This window comes from Rhodococcus sp. BP-332 (assembly GCF_019836065.1).
Taxonomy (GTDB): Bacteria; Actinomycetota; Actinomycetes; order Mycobacteriales; family Mycobacteriaceae; genus Rhodococcoides.
This window is the reverse complement of record NZ_JABUEC010000005.1, coordinates 130,612-147,529: the sequence shown is the minus strand read 5'-3', so window position 1 is coordinate 147,529 and position 16,918 is coordinate 130,612. Positions and strand designations below refer to the sequence as shown.

Below are 16,918 nucleotides of genomic sequence, written 5' to 3'. Positions count from 1 at the left end.
TCCTCTTCCACCACCCTGCCTGTCCGGTTCACGAGCGTCGCACATCCCGAGCAGCGAGCGCACGAATCCGCGGAGCTGCTGCTCGACTCCGGGCAGTGAACGGTGCCGTCGGGAGCGCGGCACGGAGGACGAGGAGGACGCGGCCGGCTCTCGGGTACACCATGCGCGACGACCGCCGCTCCAGCGCGCGGACGATGTGCGGAACGATGTCGTCGACGGGGCTGACCGCACCGAACGGGCCGGGAAGGGCGGCGAGCAGGGCCGCGAACGCGGGCTGCGCCATCTTTCCCGTGACCATCGACGTGTCGATCCATCCCGGGTGCAGGGATCCGACGCGCACCCCGGTGCCGCTGAGTTCCAGTCGCAGGGCGTTCGCGAACGCTTCCAGCCCGGCCTTCGCCGCGGCGTAGCCCGAGTGGCCGGGCTGATGAGCGAAGGACGCCCAGGAACACGTGAAGGCGATGTGGCCGCGCGAGACCAGGACAGCCGGGAGCGCGGCCCGCACGATGTTGTGGGCACCGACCAGGTTGATGTCGATCATGCGCTTCCACGCTCCGTCGGGCAGAAGGTCGAGCGGACCGTACTCCGACACACCGGCATTGGCCCACACGATGTCGACCCGCCCCCGCTCGGCGACGACGGTGTCGATCACTCGGCGGCAGGCATCGGCGTCCCGGACGTCGAGCACGTGGGTGTCGCACGGGCCCGTCAGCGACCGCGCGGTGCGGGTCAGACCGCCCTCGTCCACGTCGAGCAGGACGACGATCGCACCGAGGTCCGAGCACCGCCGCGCCGTCGCGGAACCGATGCCTCCGGCCGCGCCCGTGACGACGAGGACCTGGCCGTCGAGGCGGCTCACCATTCGACTCTCCCCTGTGACGTGGGCGGGAGGTCGACGACCGCCAGCGCGGATTCGGTGATGCTTCCGAGAATCAGCTGCGTGCCGCGTCGGACCACGCTGGTCACCATCGAGTACTCGGGAGATGCCGACTGCAGGTCGTGCACGACCGTGCCGCCGGAGTCGAGAGCGATCACCCACGTCGTGGACTCGCCCTGTCGCACACTCTCGGGGAGGCGGTACGCGAACCTCCGGACGATGCCGGGGAGCTGCGCGACCCGATCGTGCAGTGTGCTGCGCGGCGTCGCCAGGGCCACCCACAGAAGGTCACCGTCGACCGAGACGTTGTCGGGGAAGGCAGGCAGATTGTCGACGACGACATGCGGCGGTCCGGCGTGACCGTCGACGAGGGGGTACCGCAGTACGGCGAAGTCGCCTGTCGAGATCACGGTGACGGAATCCTCGTCGTCCGACACCGCCAGCCCGTTGGCGAACTGGACACCGTCGACGAGCGTGCGCGCGGCGCCGTCGGGCGACACCACCGCCAGCCGGCCCGTGCCGGAGTGCTCGAGGAGATCGGCGAGGAAGTCGTGGAACCCGAACCGCCGGGTGGACACCGTGAAGTAGATGTTGCCCGACCGCCCCTGGACGATGTTCGACGCGAAGGTGATCGGTTCGCCGTCGAGTCGGTCGAGAAGGACGTCGACCACCCCGGTGCCGAGATCCACGCGGAGAACACCTCGTTCGGCATCGCACACCAGCAACGTGGCGTCGTCGACGACGGTGATGCCGAGCGGTCGACCTCCCGTGTGCGCGAGAGTCTCGACGCCGTGACCGGTGTCGTCGATGGTGACCCGGACGATGCGCCCGTCCTCCAGGCCGGTGAGTACTCGCCCCCGCGAGTCCAGCCTGACGTCCTCCGGCCCGCGGCCCGGTAGTTCGAGACGCCGGATCGACGCCACCGGCTCCCTGCTCGTCACCTGCCGTGCTCGGGCCGGCGCGCTCGGTGGAGTCCACCGGACCGGGCGTAGTCGCGGAGCCACCGTGGAAGTGGGTCGAACGGCCTCGCTCGGGTGCGCGTCGCCGGCGATCACGGCGGCCACGGCACCGGCCGAACTCCACGGGGCACCGTGCCCCTCGCGCCGCAGCGGATACGCGGTGGTGCGCGGGCCGCCTGCACTGTCGGCCATCGCGGCCGGATCCACACGTCGGTCGATCAGGCCGTACACCAGTGAGACCGGGACGGACAGTCTCGACAGTCGTTCTCTCAGCGGCGCTTCGGTCACGTAGTGGTCGATCGCCGTCGAGGACGCGCGGAACCGACGCAGTCCCGTCGCGACGAGGTCCCGCACCGCGAACTCGGGAACCGGACCACCGGGAGCGAACGCCGACGCGAGACCGGACCGGAGCCTGCGCTCGGGCAGCATCGTCCACACCGCGGCGCCGAGGACCGGCACACCGAGAACCATCTCGGAGACACCTCTGGCCGTCAGCCGACTCGCCGTGGTCGGCGGAGTCGCAACCAGCACCAGACGGGTCACGAGGCCCGGGAATTGCTCCGCCAGGGACGTGGCGACGAGTCCGCCGCGCGAGTGCCCCACCAGGACAGCGGGACCGATGCCGGCGGCCCGAACCGCCCGGGCGATGTCGAGGGCGTCCTGCTCGATCGACGCGGTACCCGCGATCTCGGGCGCGAGCACCGTACCGGTGAGCAGCGGTCGAACGCGATCCCAGATCGCAGGCGACCCGCCGAGTCCGTGCAGGAGGACGACGGGCTCGCTCATCGCGGCACCGCGTTGGTGTGGACCGCGTGGTGCTTCTCGTCGAATCGCGCGGCACGGCGTCGATACCCGAGGATGCTGCCCGGCCAGAGGTTGCTGTTGCGGCCGGCGGGGTCGAGGTACCAACTCGAGCACCCACCGCTCGTCCACACCGTCCCGTCGGTGAGGTCGTCGATGTCGGTCGAGTACTCGGCCTGCGCCCGGGCGGTCGGCTCGATGGAACCGCGTGCGGTCATCGCACAACGCATCGCCTTCTCGATGTATGCGATCTGAGACTCGAACATCAGGATCACCGACGTGTGGCCGAGTGCGATGTTCGGTCCGTGCATCAGATAGAGATTCGGGAATCCCGCGACGGTCGTTCCCAGGTAGGCCCGCGGACTGTCGCCCCACGTGTCCGCCATCGATCGACCCGACCCGTCGAAGACACTGTCCGTCAGCGGAAGTCGACTGGTGTCGAACCCGGTGCCGAAGATGACGGCGTCCACCTCGTGCGCGGTGCCGTTCGTGTCGATCACTCCGGTGGGAGTCACCGTCGCCACGCCCGCCGTCTCGACGGACACGTTGGGTTGCGCCAGGGCCGGGTAGTACTCGTCGGACAACAGGATCCGCTTGCAGCCCATCCGATAGTCCGGTGTGAGTTTCTGCCGCAGAACAGGATCGCTCACGGCATGTGCGAGGTGCGCACGACCCTCGCGCTCCCCGATCGCCATCAACGCAGGGTGCCGGAAGGCCAGGAGCTTCACCTCCCGCTCGAGGTAGACGGCCGCGCGCGCAGCACGCTGGTATCCGGGAACCGACTTCAGCAGGGTCCGCGTGCGTGCGGAGATGGGCTTGTCGTCGCGCGGCATCACCCACGGTGCCGTGCGCTGGAACAGGGTCAGGGACTCCACCAGCGGTTGGATTCTCGGGACGAACTGGATCGCGGAGGCACCGGTACCGACGACGGCGACGCGCATTCCCGTCAGATCCGTGTCGTGGTCCCACTGCGACGAGTGGAACATCGGACCCGCGAAGGACTCGATGCCGTCGACGGCGGGGAGAGAGGGGTCGGCGAGGGATCCCGTGGCGAGAACGACGTGATCCGCGGTCGACGTCCCGCGCGGCGTCTCGAGAGTCCATCGCGCCGCGCTCGCGTCCCAGGTGAGGGACGTGACCGGGCACTGCGTCCGGAGTCGCGGGAGCAACCCGTGGTCCCGCGCCACCCGGTCGAGGTACTCGCGGATCTCGGGCTGCCGTGCGTAGGTGTGACGCCACCGGTGGCTGGGAGCGAACGAGAACGAATAGAGGAGGCTCTGGACGTCGCACGCAGCACCCGGATAGTCGTTGTCGCGCCATACCCCGCCGAGCGTCGCCGCGCGCTCGAAGATGACGACGCTTCCCTGGTGCAACGGTGCCAGCCCGATCGCTGCTCCGACTCCCGCGAAACCCGAGCCGATGACCGCCAGCGTGTGGTGGTCGGAACTCGTGGTGGTCCCGGACGATGTCATCACTGACCCTCTTTCCCTGCGTGGTGGTGACGGGCGAACTCCGACCATTCCGCGACTGCTGTCGGGATGCGGTCGGGCAGCACGAACGTGCCGTCGAGAGCGAGGATCCGCGCCGGCGGCACCGACCCGCCGCCCCGATCGGTCAGTCGGACGGACACCACCGCGGTGGCATGATCGACGTCGCGAATGTGGAAGACCTGCTCGAAGTACAGGTTCTTGGCATCGGTACCGATCAGACGGGTCCGCACGCGATAAGCACGCGGGAAGGTCAGCGAGCGCCGGTAGGTGATGCTCTGCGCCGTGACGACGGGACTCCAGCCCCGCACGCGGAACTGGCGCCACAGACCGGTTCTCGCGTAGTACGCGATGCGGGCCGCGTCCAGAACGGACAGGTACCGGCCGTTGGTCATGTGCATCAGGATGTCGAGATCCGCCGGGAGTACGCGGAACCGTGTCTCGAGAGGATCACCCACTCGCGCCGTCCGTCCGAACGAGTGCATGCGGAGGACCCAGCGCAGCATCATGATCACGGGCCACTCCTTGCCGGACGACGGTATCGATCACTCGAGTGTGGCCTTCGGGAGCGTCGCGCACGATGGCTGTCGCGACACGGCGCCGCACGTTGCGTTGTGCACGTGCCCACCGCCACGAGGGATGCGCGGCGTCAGTGCCCGGTGACCACGCCGAAGGCTCTCACCACGAGGTCCACGACGTCGTCGAGCGACAGGTCGTCGCGCTCGACGTACTCGTCGGCCGCCCGGTCGAGGAATCCCGTCCAGGCGACGACCGCCGTCTGCATCACCGGAGTCAGGGGCTGCTCCAGTCCGACGATGTCCGCCACCTGACGCGCGCCTGCCGCGCGTGCCTCGCGGAGCGCACGTTCGACGGCCTGATCTCCCAGCACGCCCTCGACGACGACGCGGACGTACAGCGTCCGATGGTTCTCCAGAAACTCGATGTGCCGTCGGACGAAACCGTCGAGGCGTTGCTCCGGAGTCTGCTCGTCCACCCTCGGGCTCTGGTGATGCACCAAGCGCGACAACACGTCTGCGAGCGCCGCGGCCACCAGGCCCTGCTTGTCGGTGAAGTAGTAGAACAGCAACCCGTGTGCCACGTCGGCCCGCCGGGAGATGGCGGCCGCGCTGATGTCCGCGTCGCCGCCCTCGCTCATGAGGGCGATGGCCGCATCGATGAGTGCCTGTCGACGATCCCGTCGCGGACGACGCGCGCCGTCGGGGGGGTTCGCGGACATGGCACCGAGGGTAGTGCACCCCGCCCTGCACCTCGAGCACGAGTCAATTTCTTGACTGACAGTCAAAGTGCTCGTAGCGTCGCGGTCACTTCCCCACGACGAGAGGCGACGATGAACGCGACGGGTGACCACACCGGCTCGGCCGGTCTCGGCAGGCACGGACCGGATCGCATCGCCCACTGGGTGGTGAAATCGACTCGCACCGACGAGATGGTGCGGTGGTACGGCACCGTCTTCGGGGCGCAGGTCGCGTATCAGGACGACGAGATCACGTTCCTGACCTGGGACGACGAGTCGCACCGCCTGGCGATCATCGCCGTGCCCCCGGTTCTGCGGCTTCTCTTCCCGCTCGCGAGGCTCAAGCGCAAGGTCTACGGCATCGACCACATCGCGCTGACCTTCACGTCCCTCGAACGGCTGCTCGAGAACTACGTGCGGTTGAAGCGCCAGGGCATCCGCCCGGTCTGGTCCATCAACCACGGCCCGACCATCTCCCTCTACTACGAGGATCCCGACGGCATCCGACTCGAGTTCCAGGTGGAGAACTTCGACCCGGATCACACCGCGGCGTTCTTCTACAGCGACGAGTTCGCCCGCAATCCGATCGGCGTGAACATCGACCCCGACTACCTGCTGAGCCGACTGCGCAACGGCGAGTCGCCGAAGGAGCTGCGGCGGCGGGAGGCCGGGACCAGGCCGGGCCGGCCGGTCGTGGCGAACAAGAAGACCATCTCGTTCCGTACCTTGTGATCCCTTCTCGAGAAAGCGAATCACCATGCCCGTGAACATTGTTCGCACTGCCGAGGGATGGTGGCGCCTGCACGGTGAGACCGCGGCCCGCATCGACACCACGGCCGACACCACCCGTGATCTGCTCGCCGATCGTGCGGCCGTCGAGAGCGCACACGGCGAGGACGCCGTCGCGGCGGATCTCGACGTCCTCTCGCCGATCACCGCACCGTGCCGCGTCGTGGCTCAGTTGCTCAACTACCGGTCGCACGCGCTGGACATCGGAGCCGACCCGGCAACGCTGTACCCCACGTTCTTCCGGAAATCGTCGGCCTCCATCAGCGGCCCCAACGATCCGATCCGCCAACCCGCCGACGTCGCCCTGCTGGATCACGAGATCGAGCTGGGCATCGTCATCGGGGCGGACGTCCCTGTCGGGACCACGGTCACGCAGGACACCCTGCCGCACTACGCCGCGGGGGTGGTCGTGGCCGACGACGTGTCGGCGCGCGAGATCCAGCTGACCCGCGTCCAGGTCTACGAGAGCAAGTCCTATCCCACCTTCACGCCACTCGGCCCGCGACTCGTCCTGTTCGACGCAGCGGACTGGGCGCGGCTTCCCGAGTTGCACATGACCCTGTCAGTCAACGGCGACGTCCGTCAGGATCAGACCATCGGCGATGACCTGATCACGCCACCCGCCGAGGCACTCACCCGCCTGTCTCGTTTCCAGTCCCTCTCCGCAGGAGACGTTCTCCTGACGGGCACGCCCGTCGGAACCGCCATCTCCGCCCCACCGAAGATCGTGCAGAAGATCGGCGAACTCCTTCCGCCGGCGGTCAAGTGGAAGATCTTCTTCGCTCGACAGGCGCGCAATCCGCATTATCTCTCCGTCGACGACGTCGTGACCGCCACCATCCGCACGGCCGACGGCACCATCGACCTCGGCACTCAGCGGACCGTCGTCCGATGACGACTCCGGTGGTGATCGTCGGCGCGGGTCCGGCAGGCGCCACAGCCGCACTGCTGTTGGCTCGCAGGGGTATCCGCACCGCTGTCCTGGAGCGTCGAGCCACGCCGCTCTTCCATCCGGCCGCACACGTGATCAATGCCCGCACGCTCGAGATCTGGCACGAGTACAGCCCCGATCTCGCGTCGGTCATCGCGTCGATGTCGCCTCCGCACGACGAGGTGAACCTCATCAGTTGGTTCGGCGGCATCGACGACGGCCCCATCGGGTCCATCGACCTGCTGTCCGATCCCGAGCGGAAAGCAGTCGTCGAGAGCCAGAGCCCGTACATGGTCTCCCACATCGGACAGCACCTGCTCATGCCCGTGATGTGGAACGCGCTGGACGAGGACCCGCTCATCGACTTCCGCCGCGGCGTCACGGTTCTGGATGTCGAGTCCACACCCGAGGTCGCCCGAGTGCGAACGCGCAGTGGAGATGACGACGGAGAGCTGACCGCTCGGTACGTCTTGGGGTGCGACGGGGCCAACAGCCCTGTTCGCGATGCCAGTGGAATCGACCTCGACGGGCCGGTCCTGGCGAACATGGGCAGCGCGTTCTTCACCTCGCACACGCTGTTCCCGGACGACGCTCGTCCACTTCTGAGCTGGATCTACACGCCGGATCTGTGCGGCGTCCTGATCTCGCACGCCGATCACCGGTACATCCTCATGACGGCCTACCTGCACCCGGCCCAGGAGATCGCCGCGAACAGCCGCCAGTTCTGGGCCGACATGTTGCCGAAGGTGCTCGGTGACAAAGACTTCGAGCTGGAGTCGACCGGCACCTGGGTGATGACGTCGCAGACCGCGGACTCGTTCCGCCGCGGGCGGCTCCTGCTCCTCGGTGACGCTGCGCATCGGTTCCCGCACACCGGCGGCTTCGGCCTGAACTCCGGGGTGCAGGACGCGCACAATCTCGCGTGGAAGCTCGACGCGGTGCTGTCCGGCACTGCCTCTCCCACTCTGCTCGACACCTACGAGACGGAACGCCGACCGGTGGTGGAGAAGTTCGCGGAGCAGAGTGTGGCCAACCATTTCCGGCTCGACGACATCGGTGGACGCATCGGCATCACCAACAGGATGCTGGCGGTCGCGACCCGGGTCGCGGCGCGTGCACCGCTCGCGTCGCTCCCCGACCGGCTCGTCGCGCCGATGGCCACGGCGATGATGCGTCGGCAGATGCGTCGAGCGCGGCGACTGCATCCTCGGGCTCCGGGTTCGACGGCACTGCGCGGGCAGATCACGGAGGCGTTGCCCGGTCAGATCGAACACTTCGTCTCCACCGGTCTGCAGTTCGGCTATCTGCACACGAGCGACCTCGTCGCCGACGACGACCCTGCAGTGCGGCCGCCCGAGGACGTGGTCGACTATCTCCCCACCACCTACCCCGGCGCCCGGCTTCCCCACGCGATGATCTCGACGCGCGGGCTCACCACGGGCATCCACGACGTACTCCACCGGACCTCGTTGACCCTCCTCGCCCTCGACGACGACGGGTGGGAGAACGAGCTCGGCACTCACCGCATCGTGGGCCCGGGCGTCGTGGTGGCCCCCGTCGACGCACCGGATCCCGCAGACCGACGTCGACTGATCGACCTGCTGGAGGTCGGCGAGAAGGGAGCCGTGCTGGTCCGCCCGGACGGGCACGTGGCCTGGCGTACGACCTCGCCGGCGTCGTCGGGTGTGGCCGAGTTGACGAGATTCCTCGAACGCTGGCGCCAGCACTATCCGATGCGGTGACAGCGGCATGTCGAGGGTTCCGCGCTCCGATTCCTTCGGCAACACCGGAACCGACGGGGTTGACTGTGCCCATGACTGACACGAGGGTCGCCATCGTGACCGGCGGTGGACGCGGGATCGGACGGGCCATCAGCCTGGCCCTGGCCCGCGCCGGGTGGGACGTGGTGATCGGCTACCACTCCGACGCGGACTCGGCCGACGCCGTCGCAGCTGACGTCACAGCCCTCGGTCGCCGCGCGTTGTGCTGCGCGGTCGACATCGTCGACGAGGATTCCGTCGCCGCGTTCTTCGCGGCAGCGGAGACGTTCGGGCCGGTGACCGGGGTGGTGAACAACGCCGGCGCGGCCACCGCAGTGGGGCGGCTCGAGGACAACGACCTCGCGGCGATCCACCGGGACCTCGACGTCGACCTCTTCGGAGTGATCGTCTGCTGCAAGTTCGCGCAGGCAGCACTCATGAGACAGGGCGGTGGATCGATCGTCTCGATCTCGTCCGCGGCCGCGACGCTCGGAAGTCCGTCGAGGTACGTCCACTACGCGGCAGCGAAAGCCGGAGTCGACGCACTGACACTCGGACTGTCGAAAGAACTTGCCCCCGCGATTCGCGTGAACGCCGTGTCGCCCGGCACGATCTGGACCGACTTCCACCAGGAGCCGGACCGGCCCGCGCAGGTCGCCCCGACGGTGCCGCTCGGTCGAGCGGGCACCGTCGACGACATCGCGGGAGCCGTCGTCTGGCTCATGTCCGAGGACGCGAGTTACGTGACGGGTGCGGTGCTCCGGGTGGCCGGTGGACTGTGAACTACCTGCGGTGCGGACCCACCTTGTTCTCGGGGTTCTCGTAGTCCCCGCGGTACAGACGATTGCTGAAGGGCTTCTCCTTCGGCGGGATCTCGATGAGCCAGTCGTGGTCTCGGACGTCTCTCGGCCGGTAGGACCCCTTGAACGTCACGGTCACCGCGCCGCCGCGTTCCGCCGCCGCCTCCTCCGTGGCCTCACGGCCGGTGTTGAACGTCTCGGCGAGGTCGCGACCGTCGTTGCCGACGATGATGGTCCCGTCGTGCACGAACTGGACGAAGGTTCCGTTGGTGGCCGCAGCGGTTCCGGCGACGGCCGATCCGAGCTCCGGATCCAGCTCCGCGACGAAGTCGGGGGTGCCCGGTGCGGCCTCGCGGTCGTCCGCCCGAACGTCCGCGTGGCGGGCCGGTGCGGGCGCGAGGGTGACGTACTGGCCGAGGGCGCTGTGACGGCCGCGGTCGACGATGTCCCAGACGTGCGAACTCGAGGTGACCTTCACCCTCCCGTCGTGGAAGACGGTGACGCGGTCGGCGCCGTTGCTCAGAATCGTGCGCTTCGCGTTGGGGGGCATCCGGTAAGTATGCGCCCGATCCTCGTCCGCAGTTCCCGGCGGCTCCGAAGGAACGGATCGCGATGCATCGATCGGAGCCCGTCGGGACCCGTGGTGGTCCCGTCCGGCGAGCCGTACCCCCGAGTCCGAGCGCTGCGGCGCCGAGCCCGTCGAGATCGCCGCGGACCCGGACCTCGATGACGCCGGCGCCGAGGAACCGCCCGAGACAGCGACCCTGCGGTCACCCGGCGGGAACGCGCTGCACCGCTCCGGGTTCGAATCGGACGTGTACACGCCCGCCGGGCGCGTCGACCGAGACGCGCGCCCGCACGTCGTAGACGTCGGCGATCAGCTCCTCGGTGAGCACGTCCTCGGGGGTACCGCCGGCGACGACGCGGCCGTTCTTCAGCACCATCACCCGGTCGCAGAACATGGCGGCCAGATTGAGATCGTGCAGGGCCACCACACTGGTGACGGGCAGCCGGGCGACCAGTGCCAGGATCTCGAGTTGGTGGTGGATGTCGAGGTGGTTGGTCGGCTCGTCGAGCAGCAGTTCGCGCGGCTGTTGCGCCAGCGCCCTCGCGATGTGCACGCGCTGGCGCTCGCCACCGGACAGTCTGCGCCACAGCCGATCCGCTTTGTCCTCGAGACCGGTGTGCGCCAGAGCCTCGTCGACGGCGAGCTCGTCGCCATCGGATCCGCCGAACATGCCGCGGTGTGGGATCCGCCCGAGCCGCACCACGTCTCGGACCGTGACGTCCACGTCGGTGTGCGTGTCCTGATCGACGACGGCGACGGCCTTGGCCACGTCGCGGCGGCGCAGGGACGACACGTCGTCGCCGTCGAGATGCACCACCCCCGACGTGGGGTTCGTCGCTCCGGACATCAGCTGCAGCAGCGAGGATTTGCCCGATCCGTTCGGACCGAGCAGCCCGACGACGTCCCCCGGTTCCGGCGTCAGGGTCACACCGTCGACCACGAGTGCGGCGCCTCTCTTCCACGAGACGTCCCGTGCGTGGAGGGTCATCGGTCCCGACCTCGCCTCGCCATGATGACGATGAAGGCGGGAACGCCCACCAGTGCGGTTCCCACTCCCACCGGCAGTGGGGTGGGCGCGAACGCGACGCGCGAGACCGCGTCGACCCACACCATGAAGATCGCGCCGATGATCGCGGTCGCCGGAACGAGGCGACTGTGGTTCGGACCCACCAGCAATCGCGCTGCGTGGGGCAGCACCAGACCGACGAAGCCGATGGCTCCCGCCACACTGACCAATGTCGCGGTGACCAGGGCGGTGCCTACCAGCAGCACGAGTCGCACTCGTCGGACGTCGAATCCGAGCGAGGAGGCGACGGAGTCACCGAAGGTGAAGGCGTCCAACACGTACGCATGGCGAGTGCACAACGCCACGCCGACCAGGGCGACGCCGGCGCACAGGGCCACGTCGTTCCAGCGCACACCCTCGAACGATCCGAGCAGCCAGAACATCACGCCACGCGTCTCGTCGGAGTCGGCGAACGCGAAGATGAGAAAGGACGTGAGGGCCGAGAACAACTGCGTCGCGGCCACACCCGCGAGAATGATGCGGTCGGTGCCGTTCCCGGCGAGCCGGCCGAGGAACAGCACCAACCCGAAGGCCAGCAGGGCACCGACGAACGCGCCGCTCGACAACCCGAACGCCGCTCCCCCGATGCCGAGCACGCCGACCACCACGGCGCCGGTGGAGGCACCCGACGAGATCCCGAGGATGAACGGGTCGGCCAGGGGGTTGCGCAGCAACGACTGCATGACGACACCGCAGATACCCAGTCCGACACCGCTGGCCGCCGCGACCAGAGCACGGGGCAACCGCTCCTGCCAGACGATCGCGTCCTTGGACATCTTCACGGGAACGTCCGCGAGACCGAGGTGATTCAGCACGATGTCGCGGACGTTGACCATCGAGATGTTCGCCGGCCCCAGAGTGATGGCGACCAGTACGGAGAACACCACGGCAGCGAGCGCGCCGATCGACACCGCAGCGACGCGGACCGTGTGTCCCCGACCACGACGCGGGGTCGTCGGGGACCCGGTGTCGAGGACGGCGGAGGTCAGGACGACAGTCCCATCTCGCGGAGACCGGCCACCATCTTCTCGACGCCGTCGACGGTGCGGATGGAGGGGTTCATCTCGGCGCCGTGGAGCGAGACGTAGCGCTTGTCACGGACGGCCTGCATCGTGCTCGTGACCGGATCGGACTCGAGGAATGCGATCTTGTCGGCCAGGAGGTCACCGGGGAATCGTGCTCGCGTGAGATCTCCCAGCACCAGCACGGTGGGATCACGGTCGACGACCGTCTCCCAGCCGACGGCGGGGAAGTCGTCGGTCTGGTCCGCGAAGACGTTGGTCGTTCCGACAGAGGTGGCCAGGAGGTTCGCCGCGCCCAGACCGCCACCGACGTACGGGCTCTTCGTGTCGGCGAACCAGAATGCCACCGTCACACCGTCGGTCGTCGTCGGAGCCGTCGCGGCGGCCATGCGCTCCTTCAGCTCGGCGACGAACTCCGCGCCGCGCTCGTTGACGTCGAAGACGGCCGCGAGCTCGGTGATCTCCTGGTACAGCGAGTCCATGGTCAACGGGGTGGTGCGCGTGTTGCCGCCGTTGACGCTCAGGCCCTTGTCGCAATCGGTCGGCGAGAGGTACGTCGCGGTCGAGGTCTCGGTGAAGCGTGACCGCTCTGCGACGCCGCCCTGCCTGAAATGGCGACCGAAGGAGGCGGTCACCAGATCGGGTTCCGCATCGACGACGACCTCGTAGGTGGGCGCGTTGTCGGCGAGCCGGGGCACGCCGGCGTTCGCGTCGGCGAGTTCGTCCAGCACCGGATCGGTCCACGACGCCGTGCCCACGATGCGGTCCGCGAGACCCAGCGACAGCAGGATCTCGGTGGAGTCCTGATCCAGCGAGACCACCCTGGTCGGGGCCGAGTCGAACGTGACCGTCTCACCGCAGTTGTCGACGGTCAGGGGATACGTGGTGCCGCCGTCGGTGGTCGCGGCCGCGGTCTCGGTCACCTCCTCGGACGCGCCGCAGGCGACGAGCGAACCGAGAACGAGGGTGGCGGCGGCGAGAATGCCGACGCGCCGAGCAGCGTGCACCACAGACGATTCCTTCGTGTGACAGCGAGAAGCCGCCGACATACGCCGGCGGCCCACCACACGACGGTGTGGAGTTAGCACAGGCTAACCTGCGGTACTCCCGCGGCGAAATCGGCCGACCTCGCGAGTGCGTCTGCGGTCGGCCTAGGGTGGCTCCATCGACGACCACAGCACAGCGGCGGATCCGGGCGACGGAACCCCCGCGACGGAGACGCGGGCCAGGTCCGCCTCCACCCTGGTGTTCGTCGGCATCGTCCTGGTCACCGCACTGCTCGCCGTGCCCGTGTCCGACGTGGTGATGTCGAACGCGCGGGCGAGTACCGCGGCAGCGATCTTCGTCGGCGTCGTCGTGCAGGCAATTCCGTTCCTCGTACTCGGGACGCTCGTCAGCGGAGCAATCGCCGCGTGGATCACCCCTGCCATGGTGCGGCGGATCCTGCCCCGCAGAACGCCGCTGGCCATCACCGCTGCGAGCCTGTCCGGCGCGGTGATGCCGGGGTGCGAGTGCGGATCGGTCCCCATCGCCCGTCGACTGCTGGACCGGGGTGTGCCCGTCGGCCCCGCGCTGGCCTTCCTGTTGTCCGCACCCGCGATCAACCCCGTCGTGCTCGTCTCGACAGCCGTCGCCTTTCCGGGCGAGCCACGAATGGTGGTGGCGCGAGCGCTCGGATCGCTCGCGACGTCCGTCGTCGTCGCAGGTCTGTGGACGCGCTTCGCGGATCCGACGTGGATCACGCGCCGGCTCGCCGAGGCGAGAAGCCCGGACGAGGACGCGCCCCGCTGGGCGGTGTTCGCCGAGTCGGCCAGAGCGGACCTCCTGCAGTCTGCTGCCTACCTCACGTTCGGAGCGCTGTTCGTGGCGATGCTGAACGTCGTCGTTCCGCAGAGCGTGTTCGATACTCTGGCAGGACAACTGATGCTCGCCATCGCAGCCATGGCCGTCCTCGCCGTCGTGCTCTCGGTGTGCTCGGAGGCCGACGCCTTCGTCGCCGCGAGTTTCTCCACCCTGCCGGCGCTCCCGAAGCTGGTGTTCATGGTGGTCGGCCCGGCGATCGACGTGAAGCTCTTCGCGATGCACGCGGGAACGTTCGGACGCACGTTCGCGGTGCGCTTCGCACCGGTCGTGTTCTGCGCGGCGGTTCTGTGCGCGTGCCTGGCCGGCGTACTCGTCCCGGGACTGTCGTCGTGAGCCGGGAGACGCAGAACCTGTTCCTGGTGTTTCTCGGCATCGCCGTCCTGAAGACCACCCTCGACGGCACGTACGTCCGCTACGTCAAACCGGGGCTGGGCCCGTACCTGATCGTCAGCGCGGTGGTCGTCCTCCTGCTGGCGGCGGCGGCGATCGTCTCCGACATCAGGGCAGGCGGTGTGCACGAGCACGATGACGGTCACGCGCACTCGCATCGCATGCCGTGGTTGCTCCTCGCTCCGGCGCTGGTCGTCCTGTTTCTCGCGCCCCCTGCGCTGGGACCAGGATCGTTCGTACAGCGCCAGGCGGAACCGCCGATCACCGTCGCGGGCGGGCGAGCGTTTCCCCCGTTGCCGGCCGACGGCACGCCCGAATTGACGATGATCGACGTCCTGCAGCGCGCCCGGTCGGACACGGCGGGCACACTCGACGACCGCGAGATCGCGGTCCGGGGATACGCGATGCCCCGCGAGGACGGCGGCGTCGATCTGGCGCGCATCCTCATCATCTGCTGCGCCGCCGACGCCCGGACGACGAGGCTGCACCTCGTGGGTCCCGGCACAGAGTCGATGCGCAGCGCGGGTGCCGATCAGTGGTGGATCGTGACAGGTGTCGTGGTCTCGGGCAGCGCCACCGAGGACGATCGGTGGACGCCGGACCTCCGGGTGACAGCGGTGACACCGACGGAGGCGCCGTCGAACACGTACAGCTACTGAACGACGTCGTGGACACGGTCGTCGAATCGTCCCGCTGTCAGAAGTCGAGGCTGTCCACTCCGTCGGTCGCGCCGCGTACTCGGCGAATGTGCACACGTCGACACAGGCGGATGACAGGACGGATCAGAAGCTCGATGCTTCCGAGGAGGAAGAGGACAGTGCCGATCTCGGTCGTCGACTCACTGAAGAACAGCACACTGCCCGCGATGAACCACACCGCGATCGCGATGTCGTTGACGATGCTGACCACTTCCCACCGCTGACGGACGATCAACTCGTCGTGTCCGATGGTGAGTGTCAGCGTCTTCCCGCTGGTGTCGATACCCACGGTCGCCGATCAGGAGTCGGTGTTCGCATCCCCGGGGTGCGGCACGTTCTCCTCGTCGACGTACGCGGTGTGCTCGGTGTCCTGCTCGTGCTCGCGCGGTCCGTCGTTGCTTCCGGCGGCGGGCACGGCGTCCGCAGCATCACTGGGCATCGTCATCGCGGGGTCCTGCTCTCTGATCGGTGGTCGGGTCACGCCCTGAATGCCCCGCGCCCCGATTCCGCAACCCTCAGGCGGGTGTGCCGTCGCCGACCAGATCACCCATGTCGAGCACGAACCGGTAGCGCACGTCTCCGGCCTCGAGGCGATCGAGAGCGATGCCGACGAGGGCCGACGGCAGCACCTCCACCTGCGCGGTGATGCCGTGGTCGCCGCAGAAGTCGAGCATCTCCTGCGTGTGCCGGCGACCACCGCTGCCGGACGAGCTCACCGATTTGCGACCGACCAGGAGATCCACCGTCTCGATCGAGACCGAGCCGAGGTGGCCCACCAGACAGAGGGTTCCGTCGAGCGCCAGGCTCGCGAGGTACGGCTGCGGATCGTGAGCGACCGGGATGCAGTCGACGACGAGATCCAGTCCGCCCTGCACCGCCGCCATCGCGGCGTCGTCGGTCGACAGTACGGTGTTGTGAGCACCCAGTTCCCGCGCCTCCTCCGCCTTGGCCGACGAGGTGGTGAACACGGTGACCTCGGCGCCCAGCGTCGCCGCGAATCGCATGGCGAGATTACCGAGGCCACCGATTCCGGCAACACCGACACGAGAGCCGGGACCGATGTTCCAGCGGCGCAACGGCTCCCACACCGTGATGCCCGCGCACATCAGGGGAGCGACCGCGGCCGCATCGAGGCCTTTCGGCCGGTGGTAGACGAACCGATCCCGCACGACGTACTCCGCCGAGAAGGCTCCTGCCGTCGTCGATCCGTCGACGCGGTCCCGCCCGCCGTAGGTGAGGGTGGGGAACTCACGGCAGTAGTTCTCCTGCCCCGCAGCGCACATGTCGCACACGTCGCACGAGTCGACGATGTTGCCGACGGCCACGGGGTCCCCAGGGGCGAAGTCCGTGACGCCGCTGCCCACGTCGAGCACCGTTCCGACGAACTCGTGGCCCGGGGTGAGCGGGAAGGACCCCGCGTCGTCCCGGAGCGCGTGCAGATCGGAATGGCACACACCGCAGTGGCTCACGAGCACGGCGACGTCGTCGGCCCGCAGGTCCCGTCGCTCCACCGAGTCCCGGATCAACGGGGCTCCGGGTGCGGATGCGCTGTAGGCGGCCACGGTTCTCACTGGATGTCCCTTCGAAGTGGACCGGTCGGTGACAACCAACTGGTTAGTTGGAATCGTAACCGGGAACGATCGCAGTGACCA

The 16,918-nt window shown here is 68.5% G+C and carries 18 protein-coding genes; 6 read left to right on the top strand and 12 right to left on the bottom strand.

The genetic code is table 11. The annotated features are described in order from the left end of the window. Positions 1-28: 28 nt before the first annotated feature. The 5 genes from HQ314_RS18935 to HQ314_RS18915 form a co-directional block, all read right to left on the bottom strand. Positions 29-862: an SDR family NAD(P)-dependent oxidoreductase gene (locus HQ314_RS18935; protein WP_222646551.1), complete on the bottom strand. Its 834-nt coding sequence runs from the start codon at positions 860-862 to the stop codon at positions 29-31. Beyond that, positions 856-2,622, bottom strand: coding sequence for an alpha/beta fold hydrolase (locus tag HQ314_RS18930; RefSeq protein ID WP_222650923.1), 1,767 nt, complete (start codon positions 2,620-2,622; stop codon positions 856-858). The genes HQ314_RS18935 and HQ314_RS18930 overlap by 7 nt, the downstream gene beginning before the upstream one ends. Then, complete coding sequence (locus tag HQ314_RS18925) at positions 2,619-4,109, bottom strand: NAD(P)/FAD-dependent oxidoreductase (RefSeq protein ID WP_222650922.1); 1,491 nt, start codon at positions 4,107-4,109, stop codon at positions 2,619-2,621. The genes HQ314_RS18930 and HQ314_RS18925 overlap by 4 nt, the downstream gene beginning before the upstream one ends. Beyond that, positions 4,109-4,633 carry a thioesterase family protein gene (locus HQ314_RS18920; RefSeq protein ID WP_261781887.1) on the bottom strand — a complete coding sequence of 175 codons (525 nt, stop codon included), beginning with the start codon at positions 4,631-4,633 and terminating at the stop codon, positions 4,109-4,111. The genes HQ314_RS18925 and HQ314_RS18920 overlap by 1 nt, the downstream gene beginning before the upstream one ends. A gap of 140 nt (positions 4,634-4,773) precedes the next feature. Then, positions 4,774-5,361: a TetR/AcrR family transcriptional regulator gene (locus tag HQ314_RS18915; protein ID WP_222639687.1), complete on the bottom strand. Its 588-nt coding sequence runs from the start codon at positions 5,359-5,361 to the stop codon at positions 4,774-4,776. Between the two features lie 111 nt (positions 5,362-5,472). Here HQ314_RS18915 and HQ314_RS18910 point away from each other — a divergent pair, with 111 nt between their 5' ends. The 4 genes from HQ314_RS18910 to HQ314_RS18895 all read left to right on the top strand — a co-directional run bounded on the left by HQ314_RS18910 (position 5,473) and on the right by HQ314_RS18895 (position 9,641). Then, the gene (locus HQ314_RS18910) at positions 5,473-6,111 is read left to right on the top strand and encodes a VOC family protein (RefSeq protein WP_222639689.1); all 639 of its coding nucleotides are present in this window, start codon (positions 5,473-5,475) and stop codon (positions 6,109-6,111) included. A 25-nt stretch (positions 6,112-6,136) separates the two neighbouring features. Then, complete coding sequence (locus HQ314_RS18905) at positions 6,137-7,063, top strand: fumarylacetoacetate hydrolase family protein (protein ID WP_222650920.1); 927 nt, start codon at positions 6,137-6,139, stop codon at positions 7,061-7,063. Beyond that, positions 7,060-8,841, top strand: a complete 1,782-nt coding sequence (locus tag HQ314_RS18900) for an FAD-dependent monooxygenase (RefSeq protein WP_222650919.1) — start codon at positions 7,060-7,062, stop codon at positions 8,839-8,841. The genes HQ314_RS18905 and HQ314_RS18900 overlap by 4 nt, the downstream gene beginning before the upstream one ends. A gap of 71 nt (positions 8,842-8,912) precedes the next feature. Then, positions 8,913-9,641, top strand: coding sequence for an SDR family NAD(P)-dependent oxidoreductase (locus tag HQ314_RS18895; protein ID WP_027504368.1), 729 nt, complete (start codon positions 8,913-8,915; stop codon positions 9,639-9,641). A 1-nt stretch (position 9,642) separates the two neighbouring features. On the opposite strand, the gene HQ314_RS18890 is transcribed toward HQ314_RS18895, so the two are convergent. From HQ314_RS18890 to HQ314_RS18875, 4 genes are all read right to left on the bottom strand, one after another. Continuing rightward, positions 9,643-10,209, bottom strand: coding sequence for a hypothetical protein (locus HQ314_RS18890; RefSeq protein ID WP_222626987.1), 567 nt, complete (start codon positions 10,207-10,209; stop codon positions 9,643-9,645). 220 nt (positions 10,210-10,429) lie between these two features. Continuing rightward, complete coding sequence (locus tag HQ314_RS18885) at positions 10,430-11,215, bottom strand: ABC transporter ATP-binding protein (protein WP_222626986.1); 786 nt, start codon at positions 11,213-11,215, stop codon at positions 10,430-10,432. Beyond that, positions 11,212-12,204: a FecCD family ABC transporter permease gene (locus HQ314_RS18880; RefSeq protein ID WP_374197855.1), complete on the bottom strand. Its 993-nt coding sequence runs from the start codon at positions 12,202-12,204 to the stop codon at positions 11,212-11,214. The genes HQ314_RS18885 and HQ314_RS18880 overlap by 4 nt, the downstream gene beginning before the upstream one ends. Before the next feature lie 74 nt (positions 12,205-12,278). Next, complete coding sequence (locus HQ314_RS18875) at positions 12,279-13,325, bottom strand: ABC transporter substrate-binding protein (protein ID WP_285187618.1); 1,047 nt, start codon at positions 13,323-13,325, stop codon at positions 12,279-12,281. Positions 13,326-13,560: 235 nt separating this feature from the next. Here HQ314_RS18875 and HQ314_RS18870 point away from each other — a divergent pair, with 235 nt between their 5' ends. Together HQ314_RS18870 and HQ314_RS18865 are read left to right on the top strand one after the other, a co-directional pair. Beyond that, positions 13,561-14,511 (top strand): permease, encoded by a 951-nt coding sequence (locus tag HQ314_RS18870; RefSeq protein ID WP_285187616.1) that lies wholly within the window; start codon positions 13,561-13,563, stop codon positions 14,509-14,511. Then, a complete protein-coding gene (locus tag HQ314_RS18865) occupies positions 14,508-15,227 on the top strand; it encodes a TIGR03943 family protein (RefSeq protein WP_222650917.1) in 720 nt (239 codons plus the stop codon). Before HQ314_RS18870 ends, HQ314_RS18865 begins: the two co-directional genes overlap by 4 nt. Positions 15,228-15,264: 37 nt before the next feature. Here HQ314_RS18865 and HQ314_RS18860 read toward each other — a convergent pair whose 3' ends face one another. The 3 genes from HQ314_RS18860 to HQ314_RS18850 form a co-directional block, all read right to left on the bottom strand. Further along, positions 15,265-15,555 carry a YrhK family protein gene (locus tag HQ314_RS18860; protein WP_308119493.1) on the bottom strand — a complete coding sequence of 97 codons (291 nt, stop codon included), beginning with the start codon at positions 15,553-15,555 and terminating at the stop codon, positions 15,265-15,267. A 9-nt stretch (positions 15,556-15,564) separates the two neighbouring features. Next, entirely contained in the window at positions 15,565-15,711 is a 147-nt protein-coding gene (locus HQ314_RS18855; protein WP_197027715.1) for a hypothetical protein, read from the bottom strand. Positions 15,712-15,781: 70 nt separating this feature from the next. Continuing rightward, positions 15,782-16,837 (bottom strand): NAD(P)-dependent alcohol dehydrogenase, encoded by a 1,056-nt coding sequence (locus HQ314_RS18850; protein WP_222650916.1) that lies wholly within the window; start codon positions 16,835-16,837, stop codon positions 15,782-15,784. Positions 16,838-16,918 lie beyond the last annotated feature (81 nt).